Annotated in this window: 19 protein-coding genes; 13 read left to right on the top strand and 6 right to left on the bottom strand. The window is 54.1% G+C overall.

The features are described 5' to 3' along the window. Positions 1-16: 16 nt before the first annotated feature. Positions 17-682: a 7-cyano-7-deazaguanine/7-aminomethyl-7-deazaguanine transporter gene (locus RTX30_RS11310; protein WP_312689784.1), complete on the bottom strand. Its 666-nt coding sequence runs from the start codon at positions 680-682 to the stop codon at positions 17-19. A 187-nt stretch (positions 683-869) separates the two neighbouring features. On the opposite strand from RTX30_RS11310, the gene tusA reads away from it, so the two are divergent. Beyond that, positions 870-1,115, top strand: a complete 246-nt coding sequence (gene tusA / locus RTX30_RS11305; protein ID WP_312689783.1) for a sulfurtransferase TusA — start codon at positions 870-872, stop codon at positions 1,113-1,115. On the opposite strand, the gene zntA is transcribed toward tusA, so the two are convergent. The 4 genes from zntA to rsmD form a co-directional block, all read right to left on the bottom strand. Then, positions 1,112-3,331, bottom strand: a complete 2,220-nt coding sequence (gene zntA, locus RTX30_RS11300) for a Zn(II)/Cd(II)/Pb(II) translocating P-type ATPase ZntA (RefSeq protein ID WP_312689782.1) — start codon at positions 3,329-3,331, stop codon at positions 1,112-1,114. The two genes, tusA and zntA, sit on opposite strands and share 4 nt — an antisense overlap. Before the next feature lie 75 nt (positions 3,332-3,406). After that, complete coding sequence (locus RTX30_RS11295; protein WP_312689780.1) at positions 3,407-4,033, bottom strand: lysoplasmalogenase; 627 nt, start codon at positions 4,031-4,033, stop codon at positions 3,407-3,409. A gap of 121 nt (positions 4,034-4,154) precedes the next feature. Then, the gene (locus tag RTX30_RS11290; protein WP_312689926.1) at positions 4,155-4,424 is read right to left on the bottom strand and encodes a DUF1145 family protein; all 270 of its coding nucleotides are present in this window, start codon (positions 4,422-4,424) and stop codon (positions 4,155-4,157) included. Then, the gene (gene rsmD, locus RTX30_RS11285) at positions 4,414-5,016 is read right to left on the bottom strand and encodes a 16S rRNA (guanine(966)-N(2))-methyltransferase (RefSeq protein WP_312689925.1); all 603 of its coding nucleotides are present in this window, start codon (positions 5,014-5,016) and stop codon (positions 4,414-4,416) included. The genes RTX30_RS11290 and rsmD overlap by 11 nt, the downstream gene beginning before the upstream one ends. Before the next feature lie 189 nt (positions 5,017-5,205). Here rsmD and ftsY point away from each other — a divergent pair, with 189 nt between their 5' ends. The 6 genes from ftsY to RTX30_RS11255 all read left to right on the top strand — a co-directional run bounded on the left by ftsY (position 5,206) and on the right by RTX30_RS11255 (position 12,333). Beyond that, a complete protein-coding gene (ftsY, locus tag RTX30_RS11280; RefSeq protein ID WP_312689778.1) occupies positions 5,206-6,621 on the top strand; it encodes a signal recognition particle-docking protein FtsY in 1,416 nt (471 codons plus the stop codon). A gap of 2 nt (positions 6,622-6,623) precedes the next feature. Further along, positions 6,624-7,292 (top strand): cell division ATP-binding protein FtsE, encoded by a 669-nt coding sequence (gene ftsE, locus RTX30_RS11275; protein ID WP_312689776.1) that lies wholly within the window; start codon positions 6,624-6,626, stop codon positions 7,290-7,292. Next, positions 7,285-8,343 (top strand): permease-like cell division protein FtsX, encoded by a 1,059-nt coding sequence (ftsX, locus tag RTX30_RS11270; protein ID WP_312689924.1) that lies wholly within the window; start codon positions 7,285-7,287, stop codon positions 8,341-8,343. The genes ftsE and ftsX overlap by 8 nt, the downstream gene beginning before the upstream one ends. 265 nt (positions 8,344-8,608) lie before the next feature. Beyond that, positions 8,609-9,466 carry an RNA polymerase sigma factor RpoH gene (rpoH, locus tag RTX30_RS11265; protein ID WP_312689774.1) on the top strand — a complete coding sequence of 286 codons (858 nt, stop codon included), beginning with the start codon at positions 8,609-8,611 and terminating at the stop codon, positions 9,464-9,466. Positions 9,467-9,722: 256 nt separating this feature from the next. Beyond that, positions 9,723-10,988, top strand: coding sequence for a 4-aminobutyrate--2-oxoglutarate transaminase (locus RTX30_RS11260; RefSeq protein ID WP_312689772.1), 1,266 nt, complete (start codon positions 9,723-9,725; stop codon positions 10,986-10,988). 241 nt (positions 10,989-11,229) lie between these two features. Further along, on the top strand, positions 11,230-12,333 hold the full coding sequence (locus tag RTX30_RS11255; protein ID WP_312689770.1) for a branched-chain amino acid ABC transporter substrate-binding protein: 1,104 nt from the start codon (positions 11,230-11,232) through the stop codon (positions 12,331-12,333). Between the two features lie 164 nt (positions 12,334-12,497). Here the strand turns inward: RTX30_RS11255 and panM are convergent, their stop codons facing one another. Next, entirely contained in the window at positions 12,498-12,881 is a 384-nt protein-coding gene (panM, locus tag RTX30_RS11250; protein WP_312689768.1) for an aspartate 1-decarboxylase autocleavage activator PanM, read from the bottom strand. A 485-nt stretch (positions 12,882-13,366) separates the two neighbouring features. On the opposite strand from panM, the gene livK reads away from it, so the two are divergent. From livK to RTX30_RS11220, 6 genes are all read left to right on the top strand, one after another. Beyond that, complete coding sequence (livK, locus tag RTX30_RS11245; protein WP_312689766.1) at positions 13,367-14,476, top strand: high-affinity branched-chain amino acid ABC transporter substrate-binding protein LivK; 1,110 nt, start codon at positions 13,367-13,369, stop codon at positions 14,474-14,476. Between the two features lie 54 nt (positions 14,477-14,530). Next, on the top strand, positions 14,531-15,457 hold the full coding sequence (livH, locus tag RTX30_RS11240) for a high-affinity branched-chain amino acid ABC transporter permease LivH (RefSeq protein WP_312689764.1): 927 nt from the start codon (positions 14,531-14,533) through the stop codon (positions 15,455-15,457). Then, complete coding sequence (locus RTX30_RS11235; protein WP_312689762.1) at positions 15,454-16,731, top strand: high-affinity branched-chain amino acid ABC transporter permease LivM; 1,278 nt, start codon at positions 15,454-15,456, stop codon at positions 16,729-16,731. The genes livH and RTX30_RS11235 overlap by 4 nt, the downstream gene beginning before the upstream one ends. After that, positions 16,728-17,495, top strand: a complete 768-nt coding sequence (gene livG, locus RTX30_RS11230) for a high-affinity branched-chain amino acid ABC transporter ATP-binding protein LivG (protein WP_312689760.1) — start codon at positions 16,728-16,730, stop codon at positions 17,493-17,495. The genes RTX30_RS11235 and livG overlap by 4 nt, the downstream gene beginning before the upstream one ends. A gap of 1 nt (position 17,496) precedes the next feature. Then, positions 17,497-18,210 (top strand): high-affinity branched-chain amino acid ABC transporter ATP-binding protein LivF, encoded by a 714-nt coding sequence (livF, locus tag RTX30_RS11225; protein WP_312689758.1) that lies wholly within the window; start codon positions 17,497-17,499, stop codon positions 18,208-18,210. A 434-nt stretch (positions 18,211-18,644) separates the two neighbouring features. Further along, on the top strand, positions 18,645-19,100 hold the full coding sequence (locus RTX30_RS11220) for a DUF3828 domain-containing protein (RefSeq protein ID WP_312689756.1): 456 nt from the start codon (positions 18,645-18,647) through the stop codon (positions 19,098-19,100). The last annotated feature ends 39 nt before the right edge of the window (positions 19,101-19,139 follow it).

Here is a 19,139-nt window from a genome sequence, read left to right as displayed (position 1 = left end):
CTGACAAGCCGTACCTTTAACTCGCCTGTAACGCGGGAATTTCAGATTTGTCTGCCAGTCTTTTCAGTAACATATTCAACAATACGCCGTACATCGGCAGGAAGAACGCGATGCTGATAAGCACCTTGAAGCCATAGTCAACGGTGGCGATTTCCATCCAGTGCTGCGCCATGAAGGCGTCCGGGCTGTGCCAGAAAGCAATAAAGAAGAACGCGATGGTATCGCTGGCGTTGCCGAATACAGTGGATGCCGCCGGTGCCAGCCACCAGCGTCGGTGCTGGCGCAGACGGTTAAACACATGCACATCAAGAATTTGACCCAACGCGTAGGCCATAAAACTGGCGGCGGCGATACGCGCCACAAACAGATTGAAGTGAGCAAGTGCGCCAAAGCCCTGCCAGGTGCCCATATAGAACAGTGACGAGATGGCGTAAGAAGCCAGCAGCGCCGGCACCATTACCGCAAAAATAATCCGTCGGGCCAACGGCGCGCCGAAAATGCGCACGGTTAAATCCGTCGCCAGGAAGATAAACGGGAAACTGAACGCGCCCCAGGTGGTATGGAAACCAAAAACAGCGACCGGTAGCTGAACCAGGTAGTTACTGGAGATGATCACCAGCAGGTGAAAAAGCGAAAGCCAGAACAGCGCCTTCATGCGCTGCGAGTGTGTAAACTGCGTCATATTGTGACCTTTTTGGTAAATGGGGTGAGGGAACCCAGTACTTTTTATGCACTGCTGTGCAGAGCCGCCGCATAATACTGCAATCGTAAACGGATGCAATGGCTAATTTTAGCGCAATCGTTAACCTCGCTTGCGTCACAAAAAAGGCAGCGTAAACTAATGCGGTTTTTTCCGTTGTGAGATGAAAATGACCGATCCGTTTACCACTGCCGACCATACGCTGGATGCCCAGGGCCTGCGCTGCCCGGAGCCGGTAATGATGGTGCGCAAAACTGTGCGCAATATGCAGGTTGGCGAAACTTTGCTGATTATTGCCGACGATCCGGCGACCACCCGTGATATTCCCGGCTTTTGCCGTTTTATGGAACATGAGCTGGTCGCCGGGCACACCGCGTCACTGCCTTACCGTTATCTGGTGCGTAAAAGCCACTAATCTTTGCTGCGTAACAGACGCAGCGCGTTGGCGGTGACCAGCACTGTTGCGCCCGTATCCGCCAGCACCGCCAGCCACAGTCCGGTAACGCCGGTAAGCGTCGTCACGAGAAAAATGGCTTTCAGGCCCAGCGCAATGGCGATGTTCTGCCGGATATTTCGATGGGTGGCGCGCGCCAGGCGAATCATCTGCCCAAGGCCAGTCAGGCGATTGTGGGTTAACGCGGCATCTGCGGTTTCCAGTGCCACATCGGTTCCGCTGCCCATCGCAACACCCAGCGTGGCCGCTTTCATCGCTGGCGCGTCATTAATACCATCTCCGACCATGGCCAGCGGCGCATGTTGATTCAGGGCTTGTACCGCACTGACTTTATCTTCCGGCAGCAACCCGGCACGGAAATCCAGCCCCAGCCTTCCGGCAATGGCCGCCGCAGCACGCGGGTTATCCCCGGTGAGGATCACCCCCTGTACGCCCAGGTCGTGCAAGTCGTCGACCGCGGCTTTCGCGTCTTCGCGCAGCGTGTCCTGCAAGGCGAGCGTACCGATCACCGCGTTATCACGCTGAACCACCACTACGGTCTGGCCCTGGCTTTCCTGCTGCGCAATTTGCGTCATCAAATCGCTTTCCAGCACACCTGCAGCGAGCTTATCCGGCGCGCTAATGCGAATAACATGCCCGTCGACCATGGCTTCAATCCCTTTCCCGGCGAGTGTACGCTGCGCCTGTGCAGTCAGAATTGGCAACTGGCGCTGCTGTGCATGCTGGACTATCGCCAGCCCCAGCGGATGAGTCGACCCCTGTTCTACCGCAGCGCTCAGGGCTAACAGTTCCTCTTCGCCGCCTTCGTTCAGCGGGGTTACGGCAGCGACCTGCGGCTTACCGATGGTCAACGTCCCGGTTTTATCGAATGCCACCTGACGGATAGTGCCCAACTGCTCCAGTGCCGCACCGCCTTTGATGAGCGCCCCACGGCGGGCTGCTGCCGCCAGCCCGGAGGTGATCGCCGCCGGCGTTGAGATCACCAGCGCGCACGGGCAGCCAATGAGCAACAATGCCAGGCCTTTGTAAATCCATGCCAGCCACGGTGCAGAAAACAGCAACGGAGGCAGGAGGGCGACCAGCAGCGCCACTGCCATGATCGCGGGTGTATAGACCCGGCTAAAACGATCGATAAAGCGTTCAATCGGCGCGCGGCGTTCCTCCGCTTCTTCAATCAATTTTAGAATGCGATCGATGGCGCTTTCGCCCGGGCGGGACACCACTTCGAGCGTGACCAGCCTGTCGACGCTGGTGGCTCCGGCGGGAACATGTTCACCGCTGGCGCGCCCGACCGGTACCGACTCGCCGGTCAGTGCGCTTTCGTCAAAACTGGCGAAGGTTGTCAGCAGCCGGCCATCTGCCGGTAAACGCCCGCCGGCAGGCACTTCAATGGTGTCGCCAGGTTGCAGTTCACTGGCCGCGACGGACTCGCGTTCGTCATTGCGCAGGCGTATGGCTGTATCCGGCTTCAATGCCATCAACGCCGTAACACCGCGACGCGCACGGCTGGCAGCCCAGCCCTCAAGGCGTTCACCAATCAAAAACAGCAGCAATACCATTGCGGCTTCGGCGGTCGCGCCGATAAACAACGCGCCGATAGCAGCGACACTCATCAGCGTTTCGATAGCGAACCAGCTACCGCTTTTCATTAAACGTAACGCCTGACGGGCAATCGGCCACAGACCTACCAGTGTGGTCGCGATAAAGGCCCCCTGGCCGAAGGGGTGATTAAACTTTTCCAGCCCCCAGCTTAGCGCCATCATGACCACCAACAGAAGCAACGGCAAATTCTCGCGCAGGCGTGAAGAAGCAGGTTCTGGCGAGCTGTCGGTGCTGCGTAACTGATAACCGGCCTGTTGTACCGCCTGCTCAATCTGGTGACGAATGTCGCGGCTGGCCACGACTGTCAGCTTTTCGGTGGCAAACGCCACTTGCACCCCGTTAATGCCGTCGAGCTGGCGCACGGCGTTTTCGACTTTGCGGGCGCAGGCGGCGCAATCCATGCCGCTAACATGCCAGCTAAAACGTTCACCTCCGACAGGGCTTTCCTCTATGGCTCTGTTTTCGCAGGCTTCGTCGGCGCAGCAGGCGTGCGATTTTTCCGGCATTGGGCGCAGTTTAACGGCGGCGAACTGCGGCGCTTTGTTCTGTTGGGATGGCGGTGTGGGGGCGGTCATGGCATCCTCCGGCTAATGATAATTTTCTCATTAACCGGAGTATGCACTCTGGAGTCGACTCCAGAGTCAAGCGTTTTAAATATACAACGAGCGGACGATAAGAAAGTGCCCTGCAAAATAGCAGGCGGAGGAGATGGCGTTATCTGCGCTGAAGCGTTTGCGGTAGTGGCTACCCAGCCAGACCACGTTGCCAATCAGCAGCAGCGCGGCGCCGACAAAAGCCGAAAGCGCCGTACTGGTTGGGCGGAAGAACCAGAGTTCACCGGCCAGCCAGACCATGACCAGCGTCATAGCGAAAAATGTCAGTACAGGCAGACGCATCTCTTCCAGCCGCGACCAGATCACCGCCACTAACAGTGCGCCAATCACCAACAGCACCAGCGGTAACGGCCAGAAAAAAGAGAGCGTCATCTGGCTGGCAAAGTAGATGGTGTACAGCAAATGGGCGAGGAAAAAAGCCCCGAAGGCGTACAACATTTTTTGCCGTGACAGCAACATCAATGCATCACCCACCAGCGAAGCGCACAGACCCGCGAGTACCAGATAGCTGATGGCATCAAACATGGGCGCTTGCCAGGCCAGCAACAGCAGAAGGAGTAAGGTGACGGGTTTGAATACCCAGCGCTGCCATGCCGGGCCGCGATAAGACGCGTCGACATACAACCAGGCAGACAGACAGACAGCAATAAATGACCAAAGCATAATTAAGTCCCTGTATCTTTTAGCGTTGCGTGAATCTCTCTTATTCAGTGTAGTGGGGGGGAAAGGGGGATGACAATGCGACTCCCCCCTGAAGGGTGTAATTCCGCTTTTTCTGACAGGGTTATTTCTTTGCTTTCAGCTTTTTTTGCCACAGCAGCAGTTCAAAAACACCGAACAAAAAGATGCGCGCTTGTTCTGCTCTGGTCATTTGTGGACCCTCTTTCGGCAGGGCTGTTTTCAGCATGGTGGCCTGTAAGGCATGCATAAACACGGTAAAAACGAGCGCCACATTGACGAAAATATTCAACGGGCGTGGAAACGGCTGAATTAAATTCCACAGCAAAAAGACCCAGATGCAGAGCATCATCAGGCGTCCCAGATTAATCAGCAGCGGCATGCTTCTCTCCTTGCGCTTCGCGGTGATACAGACGATAGGCGACCTGACCCGCCACTTTTTCCCGATGCAATTGCCAGTGCGCAGGCACCGGCGGTTGCCCATTTTCTACTTCGCTTTCGATATAAACCAGCGCGTCATCGGCGAGCCAGCCATTGTTTTCCAGCAAACGCAGCGTCTCTTCCAGCATCCCTTTACGAAAGGGGGGATCGATAAACACAATATTGTGCGGCGTACCTGACGCCGCTAAAAACGCCAGCGTATTGGTATTAACCACGTTGGCATTCTTAGCATTGAGCGTGGACAGATTCTTTTGCAACTGCGCGGCAACACTGCGTTCCATTTCCAGCAGCGTGGCGCTGGCGGCATAACGCGAGAGCGCCTCCAGCCCCAGCGCCCCGCTGCCCGCGAAACAGTCGAGACAATGCGCGTCTACCATTGAAGGTGCCAGCCAGTTGAATAAGGTTTCCCGCACGCGGTCGGTCGTCGGGCGCAGGCCTGGGCTGTCGGGTACCGGCAACTTACGGCCTCGCCATTGCCCGCCAATAATGCGTATCTGGCCGCTGGCGGCACGGTTAGGTTTCTTCATGGTCATCGCTTTGGTCATCATTTCGGCCTGCTATTCTAGCGGCCCGACGCTGGACGTTAAACCCTAATCCGCAGGTCGTGATGAGCGTTAAGTAAAGTGGTAGACTATCCGACTAATTAACAAATGTTTTCAGCCCTGGTCGTGCAGACAGGCTGCGCCATGAATCAATCGCGAGGAGTGTAGTCGCCAATGGCAAATGAGAAGAAACGTGGCTTTTTTTCCTGGCTGGGCTTTGGACAGAAAGAACAGGCCGATGAGGCGCAAACCGGGCAACAACCGTCCCCTGAACATCCGGTAGAGGAGACGCCGGTTGTTGAGCCAGCTGTCGATAGCGAAAAATTCGCCGAAGAAGTCGTCGAAGTCACTGAGCAGCTCGCACAGGAAGAGGCCGCCCACGAGGATACGTTGCCGGAACTTGCGGTAGAAGCGCAGCATGCCAGCGTTGAGCATGAAGAACTGCCGTTGCCTGAAGAGGTGGCGCAGCAGGAAATCGGTGCGGAAGAGTGGCAGGCTGAAGCCGAACCGCAAGATGAGGCGGCCGCGGAAGAAACCGATCTGCCGTTGAGTGATGAAGCGCTGGATGCGCAGGCGCTGGCTGCCGAGGCGGCAGAAGAAGCGGTGCTGGTTGTGCCGGTGGAAGAGGCGGCAACCGGGCAGGAAGCGCTCGAACAGGAGAAACCAACAAAAGAGGGGTTCTTTGCGCGTCTTAAACGCAGCCTGCTAAAAACAAAAGAAAACCTCGGTTCCGGATTTATCAGTCTGTTCCGCGGTAAAAAGATCGACGATGATCTGTTTGAAGAGCTGGAAGAGCAACTGCTGATTGCAGATGTTGGGGTCGATACCACGCGCAAAATCATCACCAACCTGACCGAAGGCGCCAGCCGTAAGCAACTGCGTGACGCAGAAGCACTTTATGGTTTGCTGAAAGAGGAAATGAGCGAGATCCTCGCGAAGGTCGACGCCCCGCTCAATGTGGACGGTAAAAAGCCGTTTGTTATTTTGATGGTTGGCGTGAACGGCGTGGGTAAAACTACCACCATTGGTAAACTGGCGCGCCAGTTTGAGCAGCAGGGGAAATCGGTGATGCTGGCAGCGGGGGATACGTTCCGTGCGGCCGCCGTTGAGCAGTTGCAGGTATGGGGCCAGCGTAACAATATTCCGGTAGTGGCCCAGCACACGGGTGCGGATTCCGCCTCGGTGATTTTTGACGCCATCCAGGCGGCAAAAGCACGCAATGTGGATGTGTTAATTGCCGATACTGCCGGGCGCTTGCAGAACAAAGCGCACCTGATGGAAGAGTTGAAAAAGATTGTCCGCGTGATGAAAAAGCTGGATGAAGATGCGCCGCACGAAGTGATGCTGACGCTTGATGCCAGCACCGGGCAAAATGCGATAAGCCAGGCCAAACTGTTTCACGAGGCGGTCGGGTTGAGCGGTATTACGCTGACGAAGCTGGATGGTACCGCCAAAGGCGGCGTGATTTTCTCGGTCGCGGATCAGTTTGGCATTCCTATTCGTTACATTGGCGTCGGCGAGCGTATTGAAGATCTACGTCCGTTTAATGCGGGCGATTTTATAGAGGCACTTTTTGCCCGAGAGGATTAATAATGATTCGCTTTGAACACGTCAGCAAAGCCTATCTTGGTGGGAGACAAGCGTTGCAGGGGGTGACTTTCCACCTGCAGCCGGGCGAGATGGCCTTTCTGACCGGGCATTCCGGTGCGGGGAAAAGCACCTTGCTGAAGCTTATCTGCGGGATTGAGCGGCCCAGCGCCGGTAAAATTCTGTTCGGTGGGCATGATATTACGCGTCTGAAGAACCGTGAAGTGCCGTTTTTGCGTCGTCAAATCGGTATGATTTTTCAGGATCACCATCTGTTGATGGACCGCACGGTATTCGACAATGTCGCGATCCCGCTGATTATTGCGGGTGCCAGCGGCGATGATATCCGCCGTCGTGTGTCGGCCGCGCTGGATAAAGTCGGCTTGCTCGACAAAGCGAAAAGTTTCCCCATCCAGCTTTCCGGCGGTGAACAGCAGCGCGTGGGCATTGCCCGGGCGGTGGTGAATAAGCCTGCGGTGCTGCTGGCGGATGAGCCGACCGGTAACCTGGATGAAGCGCTCTCTGAAGGGATCCTGCGTCTGTTCGAAGAGTTTAACCGCGTTGGGGTTACCGTGCTGATGGCGACGCACGATCTGGGGTTAATTTCCCGGCGTTCCTATCGCATGCTGAACCTGAGCGACGGCCATTTGCACGGAGGCCATGCGGGTGAATAAGCGTGATGCATTAAACCAGATCCGGCAGTTCGGCAGTAAGTTGGATCGTTTTCGTCAATCGTCTGGCTCGTCCGGCGACAGCAATCGCAATGCGGCGCGGCGCGGCAAAACACCGCCTAAAGCGCCATCGCGTAAAAGCAATGTTTTTAACGAACAGGTGCGCTACGCCTGGCATGGTGCTTTGCAGGATCTGAAAAGCAAACCGCTGGCGACATTCCTGACGGTGATGGTTATCGCCATCTCGCTGACGCTGCCGAGTGTCTGCTATATGGTGTATAAAAACGTCAACCAGGCGGCTTCGCAGTACTATCCTTCACCGCAGATCACCGTGTATTTCGACAAAGCGCTGGATGATAACGCCGCGCAGCAGGTGGTTGGGCAGTTGCAGTCCGAGCAGGGCGTTGAAAAGGTGAACTACCTGTCACGTGAGGATGCACTGGGTGAGTTCCGTAACTGGTCCGGCTTTGGCGGTGCGCTGGATATGCTGGAAGAGAACCCGTTGCCAGCGGTTGCAGTGGTGGTGCCCAAACTCGATTTCCAGGGCACGGACTCGCTGAATACGCTGCGCGATCGCATTTCGCATATTCAGGGCATCGATGAAGTGCGGATGGATGACAGCTGGTTTGCGCGCCTGGCCTCGCTGACCGGGCTGGTGGGGCGAGTGTCAGCCATGATTGGCGTTCTGATGGTGGCAGCCGTGTTCCTGGTGATTGGCAACAGCGTGCGGCTGAGCATTTTTGCCCGCCGCGACACCATTAACGTGCAGAAACTGATTGGCGCAACGGATGGCTTTATTCTGCGTCCCTTCCTGTACGGTGGTGCTCTGCTGGGCTTCTCCGGTGCCTTTTTGTCGCTGATCCTGTCAGAAATCCTGGTGATGCGTTTGTCCTCGGCGGTAACCGAAGTGGCGAAGGTGTTTGGCACCCAATTTGAGCTGAGCGGATTGTCTTTTGATGAGTGTCTGTTGCTGTTGCTGGTGTGCTCCATGATTGGCTGGATCGCGGCCTGGCTGGCGACAGTGCAACATTTACGTCACTTTACTCCGGATTAAAAAAAGTCTGGTATACTCTTTCCCTGCAATGAAGTTCCCGTAGCAGGGAAAGCGTATGACCTCCTTTCTGCCGTTCCTTGCTTCGGTTTTCATCCTGATGTCACAATTTGTGCGTAATTTATTCACAACCCTACAAGGAACTTGTGGATAAAATCACTGTCTGATAAAAAAGTGGATGTTATTCTCGTTGCTGATAAGCGCTGGCATGTTTGTTGCCTGATGGGGACAGACCGCCGCCAGTTGAAAGTGAATTGAGAGGATTTGAATGACCAAAGAAATGCAAACTTTAGCTTTAGCCCCTGTTGGTAACCTGGAATCGTATATCCGGGCCGCTAACGCATGGCCGATGTTGACGGCTGATGAAGAACGGGCACTGGCTGAAAAGCTGCATTACCAGGGCGATCTGGAAGCAGCGAAAAAGCTGATTCTGTCTCACCTGCGCTTTGTTGTTCATATTGCTCGTAACTACTCAGGCTATGGTCTGCCACAGGCGGATTTGATCCAGGAAGGGAACATCGGTCTGATGAAAGCCGTGCGTCGCTTCAACCCGGAAGTGGGAGTGCGTCTGGTCTCCTTCGCCGTGCACTGGATTAAAGCCGAAATCCATGAGTACGTGCTGCGCAACTGGCGTATCGTGAAAGTCGCGACCACCAAAGCGCAGCGTAAGCTGTTCTTTAATTTGCGCAAAACCAAACAGCGTCTGGGTTGGTTCAACCAGGACGAAGTAGAAATGGTTGCCCGTGAACTGGGTGTTACCAGCAAAGACGTGCGTGAAATGGAATCACGTATGGCTGCGCAGGACATGACGTTTGACATGTCTTCCGATGACGATGCGCAGGACAGCCAGCCGATGGCTCCGGTGCTCTATCTGCAGGACAAATCATCCAACTTTGCCGATGGCATTGAAGATGATAACTGGGAAGAGCAGGCCGCGAATAAGCTGACCGATGCCATGCAGGGGCTTGACGAACGTAGCCAGCAGATTATCCGCGCGCGCTGGCTGGACGAAGAGAACAAGACCACGTTGCAGGAACTGGCTGACCGTTACGGCGTCTCTGCCGAACGTGTACGCCAGCTCGAAAAAAACGCGATGAAAAAACTGCGCGCAGCGATCGAAGCGTAAGCATACTTGCCTTGAATAAGCCGGGTCGGCGCAAGCCTCACCCGGTTTTTTATTGCCTGATTACCATCCCATTATCACTCTCAGGCATAGCTCCTCCTCTCTTCTGTTGCACTTATCCTACTTTGCTTCTGTCACATCCTGGCAGCAGAGCTGTCCTGTCGGTGTCCCGTTGCTTGCGCGAAACTGAGCGAAATATCGCATTGCTAAAGGCGCTATATACTTGTTAGGCGGGCATACACAGACAGGGGACATAAACGTGAAGAATAACGAATTGCACCAGCGCCGTTTGCAGGCGACGCCGCGAGGGATTGGGGTGATGTGCGGTTTCTACGCCGAGAAAGCGGAGAACGCGACGCTGTGGGATGTGGAAGGGAATGAAGTGATCGATTTCGCTGCCGGGATCGCTGTGCTCAATACCGGGCACCGTCACCCTAAAGTGATCGCCGCAGTAGAAAAACAGTTGCAGGCATTTACGCACACGGCTTATCAAATCGTACCGTACGAAAGCTATGTCTCGCTGGCGGAACGCATTAATGCACGTGTGCCGGTGAATGGACCGGCGAAGACGGCGTTTTTTTCGACCGGTGCCGAAGCGGTTGAAAACGCCGTGAAAATTGCCCGTGCCTATACCCGTCGCCCGGGTGTTATTACTTTTGGCGGTGGCTTTCATGGTCGCACATTTATGACCATGGCGCTGACTGGCAAAGTCGCGCCCTACAAAATCGGTTTCGGCCCGTTTCCTGGTTCGATTTATCACGCGCAATACCCCAATGCACTCCATGGCGTAAGCACAGAAGAGGCGCTGAAAAGCCTGGAACGTATCTTTAAGGCGGATATAGCCGCCGATCAGGTGGCGGCCATTCTACTGGAGCCGGTACAGGGTGAAGGCGGCTTCAACGTCGCACCGAATGATTTTATGCAGGCGCTGCGTGCATTATGCGACAGCCACGGTATTTTGCTGATTATGGACGAGGTGCAGAGCGGTTTTGCACGTACCGGCAAACTGTTTGCTTCTGAATATTATGACGTGAAACCTGATCTTATCACCATGGCTAAAAGCCTTGCCGGTGGGCTGCCTTTATCGGCCGTCGCCGGGCGTGCGGAGGTAATGGACGCACCAGCGCCTGGCGGTCTGGGCGGTACCTACGCCGGTAACCCACTGGCCGTCGCGGCAGCGCATGCGGTAATGGATGTGATTGAAGAAGAGGATCTTTGCGAGCGTGCTAATCATCTGGGCAAACATTTGGTGGAAGTGCTGAATAACGCCAAAGCGTATTGCCCGCATATTGCCGAGATTCGCGCTCAGGGTTCAATGGTGGCGGTGGAGTTTAACGATCCGCATACTGGCGCGCCGTCGCCGGAGTTTACCAAACAGGTACAGGATAAAGCGCTGGCTGCGGGGCTATTGCTGTTGAGTTGCGGTGTTTACGGTAACGTTATCCGGTTCCTGTATCCGCTGACTATCCCGGAAGTACAATTCCGTAAAGCGCTGGATATTCTGCACCAGTCGCTGACGCAGTAATTATTCAGCCGCCTTATGGGCGGCTTTCTTCTCTTCTCTCATCACGCTGTCGTATAACCTTCAAAAATGTTATTCCATATTCCGAAAAATGGGGTATGTTTTAGCAGAGTATGCTGCCCAGGCACCGGCAGAATGGCTAATAACGACTATCATATTCTTTGCTTATGATAATAAGCAAAACAATGTGCCACACAACAACATCACAACAAATGCAATAACCATAACAATGGGGAATCTCAGGATGAAAATGAAGGGCAAAGCGTTACTGGCAGGATGTATTGCGTTAGCAATGAGCAACGTGGCATTCGCCAAAGATATCAAAGTTGCCGTTGTGGGTGCGATGTCCGGCCCGGTTGCGCAGTACGGTGACCAGGAATTTACCGGCGCTGAGCAGGCGATTGCCGATATCAACGCGAAGGGCGGCATCAAAGGCGACAAACTGGTTGCGGTAAAATATGACGATGCCTGTGACCCGAAACAAGCGGTTGCGGTTGCGAACAAAGTGGTCAATGACGGCATCAAATACGTTATTGGTCACCTGTGCTCCTCTTCTACTCAGCCAGCGTCAGATATTTATGAAGACGAAGGCATTCTGATGATCACACCTGCGGCGACAGCACCGGAGCTGACGGCGCGTGGTTACAAGCTGACGCTGCGTACTACCGGTCTGGATTCCGATCAGGGACCGACCGCGGCGAAATACATTCTGGAAAAAGTGAAGCCACAACGTGTTGCCGTTATTCATGACAAACAGCAATACGGCGAAGGGCTGGCGCGTGCTGTACAAGACGGGCTGAAAAAAGGCGGCGCGAATGTGGTGTTCTTTGATGGCATCACCGCAGGTGAAAAAGACTTTTCTACGCTGGTGGCGCGCCTGAAGAAAGAAAATATCGACTTCGTTTATTACGGTGGCTACCACCCGGAAATGGGCCAGATCCTGCGTCAGTCTCGTGCGGCAGGTCTGAAAACCGCCTTTATGGGGCCGGAAGGGGTAGCAAACGTCTCCTTGTCTAACATTGCCGGAGAATCGGCTGAAGGCATGCTGGTCACCAAGCCGAAGAACTACGATCAGGTGCCGGCGAACAAACCGATTGTGGATGCGATCAAAGCTAAAAAACAGGATCCAAGTGGTGCATTCGTGTGGACCACCTACGCAGCGCTGCAGTCACTGGCTGCGGGTCTGAACCAGTCTGCCGATCCGGCGGCTATCGCAACGTATCTGAAAGGCCACTCGGTGGATACCGTTATGGGGCCGCTCTCCTGGGATGAGAAAGGCGATCTGAAAGGCTTTGAGTTCGGTGTCTTCACCTGGCATGCGAACGGCACAGCGACCGACGCGAAGTGAGAGTGAACTGACTGTCGCCTGTCGTGCCGTTGGCACGTTGGCGGCATTCACTGGCCCCGGTTGTTGACATCAGCCAGCGCCGGGGCTTTGCCGGTTTGCCGCAGCCTTGCTGCAAACGGTAAGAATAACTATGCCGGGTAAGCGTCGCGCTGCCCGGCATTTTTTTAGCGTTTTTCCCAGCCGTTTTTCTGCGCGGTAAAACCCAGCGCCTGCGTAAAGGCGGCCATCACCCCTCTGTCTTCGACACCGATATCCATTATCCACCAACTGGTGATAGCAGGGTTATCGCGGATCACTTCCTCCACCAGATATTGCCCTACACCACGGCGGCGAGTGACGTCCCGCACGCGAAGTGAGTCCAGCGCGCCTTCCGTTCCGCGCAAGGTTACGCGAACGGCGGCCAGCAAACGGTCATTAAAACGCGCGGCATAAATGCGGTGCGTGTCGTCAACATCCAGAGAGGCGGGTGAGTATTCCGGCCAGACCTTCGCTAAATCAATATGATCCTGCTCGGTAAACGTTACCAGTCGGATAATAGTCAATTTCATCTACAGCTTGTCCAAAAGGCGAAAGATACTGTGAGTGTAATCAATTTGCCTGACGGGGTCTGAGAGTTTTTTATTTTTCATGCAACAGGCGAATAATTTTGCCCCAGCCGCTGAGGTAGCGTGAAACATTGGAGATCGAAAAACACGCAGAATTTTAACCTGAACACTAGTGATTTATTCCGCTCTTTGTACCATTATTTTATGCTGGGGTCGGGGCTTTTTTTGTTTATCTCCGATTAAATACAGAATATTATCTCTGCTTAATCGCCTGAAAAATAGAGGATTTAGTCTGGTTTTTGGCAAAAGACTGCGCTAAACCATTAAAGGCACTGGTAAAAATAGCGTTGTACATTAAAAGCACAGTCCGCTTTTAACCATAATAAAACAAAATTATTACACAAATAATTCATGCTCCCGGTGCCCGCGGGCCTGTGAGCTGAAGCGTGAAGTGTAAACACGACATCACGAATGGGGATTTACAAAAAATGAAAAGGAACGCGAAGACGTTGATCGCGGGGATGGTTGCACTTGCGATGTCTCACGCGGCCATGGCGGCAGAGATTAAAGTCGCGGTTGTCGGTGCGATGTCCGGTCCGGTTGCCCAGTGGGGCGACATGGAGTTTAACGGCGCGCGGCAGGCCATTCACGATATTAATGCCAAAGGCGGCATCAAGGGCGACAAACTGGTTGCCGTGGAATATGACGATGCCTGTGATCCGAAACAAGCCGTTGCTGTCGCAAACAAAATTGTTAACGACGGCGTTAAATATGTGATTGGCCATCTTTGCTCATCATCCACGCAGCCGGCGTCCGATATTTATGAAGACGAAGGCATTCTGATGATTACCCCTGGTGCGACGAACCCGGAACTGACCCAGCGCGGCTATCAGCACATTATGCGTACTGCCGGGCTGGACTCTTCGCAGGGCCCCACTGCTGCGAAATATATTCTTGGCACAGTTAAACCGCAGCGCATCGCTATTATTCACGATAAGCAACAGTACGGCGAAGGCCTTGCACGTTCAGTGCAAGAAGGCCTGAAAGCTGGCGGTGCAAACGTTGTGTTCTTCGACGGCATCACCGCGGGTGAAAAAGATTTTTCAGCGCTGATTGCGCGTCTGAAAAAAGAAAATATCGACTTTGTCTACTACGGTGGTTACTACCCGGAAATGGGGCAAATGCTGCGTCAGGCGCGTTCCAACGGCCTGAAAATCCAGTTTATGGGCCCGGAAGGTGTGGGCAATGCCTCGCTCTCCAACATTGCGGGTGATGCGGCGGAAGGCATGTTGGTCACAATGCCGAAACGCTATGACCAGGATCCGGCGAACCAGAGTATCGTTGATGCGCTGAAAGCAGAGAAAAAAGATCCGAGCGGCCCGTATGTGTGGATCACTTACGCCGCTGTACAGTCGCTGGCGACAGCGCTGGAGCGCACCGGCGGCGGTGAGCCGCTTGCACTGATCAAAGATTTAAAAGCCAACGGGGCTAAAACCGTAATTGGGCCGCTGAACTGGGATGAAAAAGGCGATCTGAAGGGATTTGATTTTGGTGTCTTCCAATGGCACAGCGATGGTTCGTCGTCTGTGGCGAAATAACTGTCATCCCTCTCTCCGGGCGCAACGTCCGGAGAGATTTAAGAAGGTTATGTTATGTCCGAGCAGTTTCTTTATTTCTTGCAGCAGATGTTTAACGGCGTCACGCTGGGAAGCACTTATGCATTGATCGCCATTGGTTACACCATGGTTTACGGCATTATCGGCATGATTAACTTCGCCCATGGCGAGGTGTACATGATCGGTAGTTATGTCTCTTTTATGATTATCGCTGCGCTAATGATGATGGGCATCGACTCCAGCTGGTTGCTGGTGGCAGCCGGTTTCGTCGGCGCTATTGTGATTGCCAGCGCCTATGGCTGGAGCATCGAACGGGTGGCCTATCGCCCCGTGCGTAACTCCAAGCGCCTGATTGCGCTCATCTCCGCCATCGGTATGTCTATCTTTCTGCAAAACTACGTCAGCCTGACCGAAGGTTCGCGTGATGTGGCATTGCCAAGCCTGTTTAATGGCCAGTGGGTTGTAGGCCATAGTGAAAACTTCTCCGCAAGTATCACGACCATGCAGTTAGTTATCTGGATTGTGACCCTGGTTTCCATGCTGGCGCTGACGCTGTTTATCCGTTATTCCCGTATGGGCCGCGCCTGCCGCGCCTGTTCTGAGGATTTGAAAATGGCCAGCCTGCTGGGCATCAACACGGACCGCGTGATCGCACTGACTTTTGTGATCGGTGCAGCAATGGCGGCTGTGGCGGGTGTTCTGCTGGGGCAATTTTATGGCGTTATCAACCCTTATATCGGTTTTATGGCTGGGATGAAGGCTTTTACCGCGGCGGTACTGGGCGGTATCGGCAGTATTCCTGGTGCAATGATCGGTGGGTTGATCCTCGGGGTAGCGGAGTCCCTCTCTTCGGCGTATTTAAGCACCGAATATAAAGATGTGGTGTCGTTTGCGCTGTTGATCGTGGTGTTGCTGGTGATGCCTACCGGTATCCTCGGTCGCCCGGAGGTTGAAAAAGTATGAAACCGATGCATTTTGCGATGGCGCTGCTTTCAGCTGCGATGTTCTTTATCCTCGCGAGCGTCTTTATGGGTGTGCAACTGGAACTGGATGGCACCAAACTGGTGGTCGACACCGCGGCGGATATCCGTTGGCAGTGGGTATTTATCGGCACCGCAGTGGTCTTTTTCTTCCAACTGTTGCGCCCGGTTTTCCAGAAATCCCTGAAAGGTGTTTCCGGGCCGAAATTCGTTCTGCCGGCGATTGATGGTTCAACCCTCAAGCAGAAACTGTTCCTGCTGGCGCTGTTGGTGATTGCCGTGGTGTGGCCGTTTGTGGTGTCACGCGGTACGGTAGACATTGCCACCATGACAATGATTTATATCATCCTCGGTCTGGGGCTGAACGTAGTGGTAGGGCTGTCTGGGCTGCTGGTGCTGGGCTACGGCGGGTTCTATGCCATTGGCGCTTACACCTTTGCGTTGTTGAACCATTATTACGGTCTTGGTTTCTGGACGTGTCTGCCGCTGGCCGGGCTTGCCTCCGCGGCTGCGGGTTTCCTGCTTGGCTTCCCGGTGCTGCGCCTGCGCGGTGATTATCTGGCGATTGTCACGCTGGGTTTCGGCGAGATTGTTCGCATTTTGCTGCTGAATAACACCGAAGTGACCGGTGGTCCGAACGGCATTAGCCAGATCCCTAAACCGACGCTGTTTGGCCTCGAGTTCAGCCGTACGGCACGTGAGGGCGGTTGGGATACCTTCAGCAATTTCTTCCATGTCGATTACGATCCTAGCGACCGGGTGGTGTTCCTCTACTTAGTGGCGCTGCTGCTGGTGGTCCTGACCCTGTTTGTGATCAACCGCCTGTTGCGGATGCCGCTGGGCCGCGCATGGGAAGCCCTGCGTGAAGACGAAATCGCTTGTCGCTCACTGGGCTTAAGTCCGACCCGTATTAAGCTGACGGCGTTTACCATAAGCGCGGCATTTGCCGGCTTCGCCGGGACGTTGTTTGCGGCTCGCCAGGGGTTTGTCAGCCCGGAGTCGTTCACTTTCGCCGAATCGGCCTTTGTACTGGCGATTGTGGTACTGGGGGGAATGGGGTCGCAGTTTGCAGTGATCCTTGCGGCGATTCTGCTGGTAGTGTCCCGCGAACTGATGCGTGACTTTAACGAGTACAGCATGTTGATGCTGGGTGGTTTGATGGTACTGATGATGATCTGGCGTCCGCAGGGCTTGCTGCCGATGACCCGTCCACAGTTAAAACTGAAAGATGGGCAAGTGAAAGGAGAGCAGGCATGAGTCAGCCTTTGTTATCCGTTGACGGTCTGATGATGCGTTTTGGCGGCCTGCTGGCCGTGAACAACGTGTCGCTTGAACTGCGTGAACAGGAAATTGTCTCGCTGATTGGCCCTAACGGTGCCGGCAAAACCACCGTTTTTAACTGCCTGACCGGTTTTTATAAGCCAACGGGCGGCACCATTAAACTGCGCGAGCAGCATCTGGAAGGGCTGCCGGGGCAGCAAATCGCCCGTATGGGTGTGGTGCGTACGTTCCAGCATGTGCGGTTGTTCCGTGAAATGACGGTGATTGAAAACCTGCTCGTAGCGCAACACCAGCAGCTTAAAACAGGCGTATTTGCCGGGTTACTGAAAACGCCATCATTCCGCCGTGCGCAAAGTGAAGCGCTGGACCGGGCAGCAACCTGGCTGGATCGTATTGGTTTGTTAGCGCACGCTAACCGCCAGGCCAGCAACCTCGCTTATGGAGACCAGCGTCGTCTGGAGATTGTTCGTTGCATGGTGACGCAGCCGGAAATTCTGATGCTCGATGAACCGGCCGCGGGTCTGAACCCGAAAGAGACCAAAGAACTGGACGAGCTGATCGTAGAGCTGCGTAACAATCACAACACGACAATCCTGCTTATTGAGCATGATATGAAGCTGGTAATGGGCATTTCCGACAGAATTTATGTGGTGAACCAGGGGACGCCGCTGGCGAACGGAACGCCGGAAGAGATCCGCAATAATCCGGATGTGATCCGCGCCTATCTGGGTGAGGCATAAGATGGAAAAAGTGATGTTATCTTTTGACAAAGTAAGTGCCCACTACGGCAAAATTCAGGCTCTGCACGATGTCAGTCTGCACATTAATCAGGGTGAGATTGTGACGCTGATTGGCGCGAATGGCGCGGGAAAAACGACGCTGCTGGGTACTCTGTGCGGCGATCCGCGCGCCACCAGTGGGCGCATTGTGTTTGATGGCAAAGATATTACCGACTGGCAAACCGCAAAGATCATGCGGGAAGCGGTGGCGATCGTTCCAGAAGGGCGACGTGTCTTCTCGCGTATGACGGTGGAAGAGAACCTGGCCATGGGCGGTTTTTTTGCCGACAGTACGCAGTATCAGACGCGTATTAAATGGGTTTACGAGCTGTTTCCGCGTTTGCATGAACGCCGCATTCAGCGTGCGGGCACCATGTCCGGCGGCGAACAGCAGATGCTGGCTATTGGCCGTGCACTGATGAGCCAGCCGCGTTTGCTGCTGCTGGACGAACCATCGCTTGGGCTGGCGCCGATTATTATTCAACAAATCTTCGACACCATTGAACAGTTGCGTAAAGAAGGGATGACCATCTTCCTCGTTGAGCAGAACGCCAACCAGGCGCTGAAGCTTGCCGACCGCGGCTACGTGCTGGAAAACGGTCATGTGGTGCTGGAAGATACCGGGGATGCCTTGCTGGCAAACGAAGCTGTGCGTAGCGCTTATCTGGGCGGTTAATCTTTTCCGCAAAATGCCCAAACCGGTCACTTGTGGCCGGTTTTTTATTGTCTTAAAAGTGCCATGCCGGGATGCTGCCGGCGGATTTGATGGGATATGATGCGTGCGGCGCTTGAGGCTTTTTGCCTCATGACAGTCGGTCGTTGTGCGGCAGAAAGAAGAAAGCCCCGAAGGTAAATTTTCAATTCACCAATGCACTGCACCCATTTCTTGGAGTACCCACCACGGGGCATTAGATATCCATTGCCTGAATACTTGATTTGTATGCAAAATGAACCCCACAGATACTCTAACAGGGAACAAAAGAGAGGCTTCTTGAAGGCCACGTATGTATTTATGGCGGTAACGGAATCTGGTGTTCAGATTTTGTCCAGCGCCACGGAATGTACCCTGGTCCCGGTTACAGAAGACTTCGCCATTTATAGGCACTGAATATGAAACACATAACCCTTTTGCTGCTGGCTATTTCATCAGCTTCGATTGCTGCCCCTAAACTACCTGACGCGGAGCAAGTTGCGCTTACGTTTAACAAATGGTACATGCAGCAGATAAATCAAGAAAAGGAACCAATTGAAGGGACTATCATCGACAAATACGTAACCCGTGACACACTCAAAAAGTTAAGAATGGCGAACACGCCACAGCACGCAGATGATATGTATTACGACAGCGATTTCTTCATAAAAACCCAGGATTGGGATAAAGACTGGGTGACTGACGTTACGGTGTTATTTGGTGCTTACGATCCTGTTTGCACAACCGCTTATATTGCGTTCGGCAAAAATAAGAAACACATAATTGCAGACTGTATGGTGCAGGAAGACGGCGCTTGGAAGATTCAATCTGTTAGCATGGGGAGCGCTTCTGAAGCTATCACACCGATAAAGTAACTATATTTACCATGACATTACTGGCCCGCCCCCTCGGAG

Source organism: Kosakonia sp., from assembly GCF_032052965.1.
Lineage (GTDB): Bacteria > Pseudomonadota > Gammaproteobacteria > Enterobacterales > Enterobacteriaceae > Kosakonia.
This window is presented reverse-complemented; position numbering and strand designations above follow the sequence as displayed.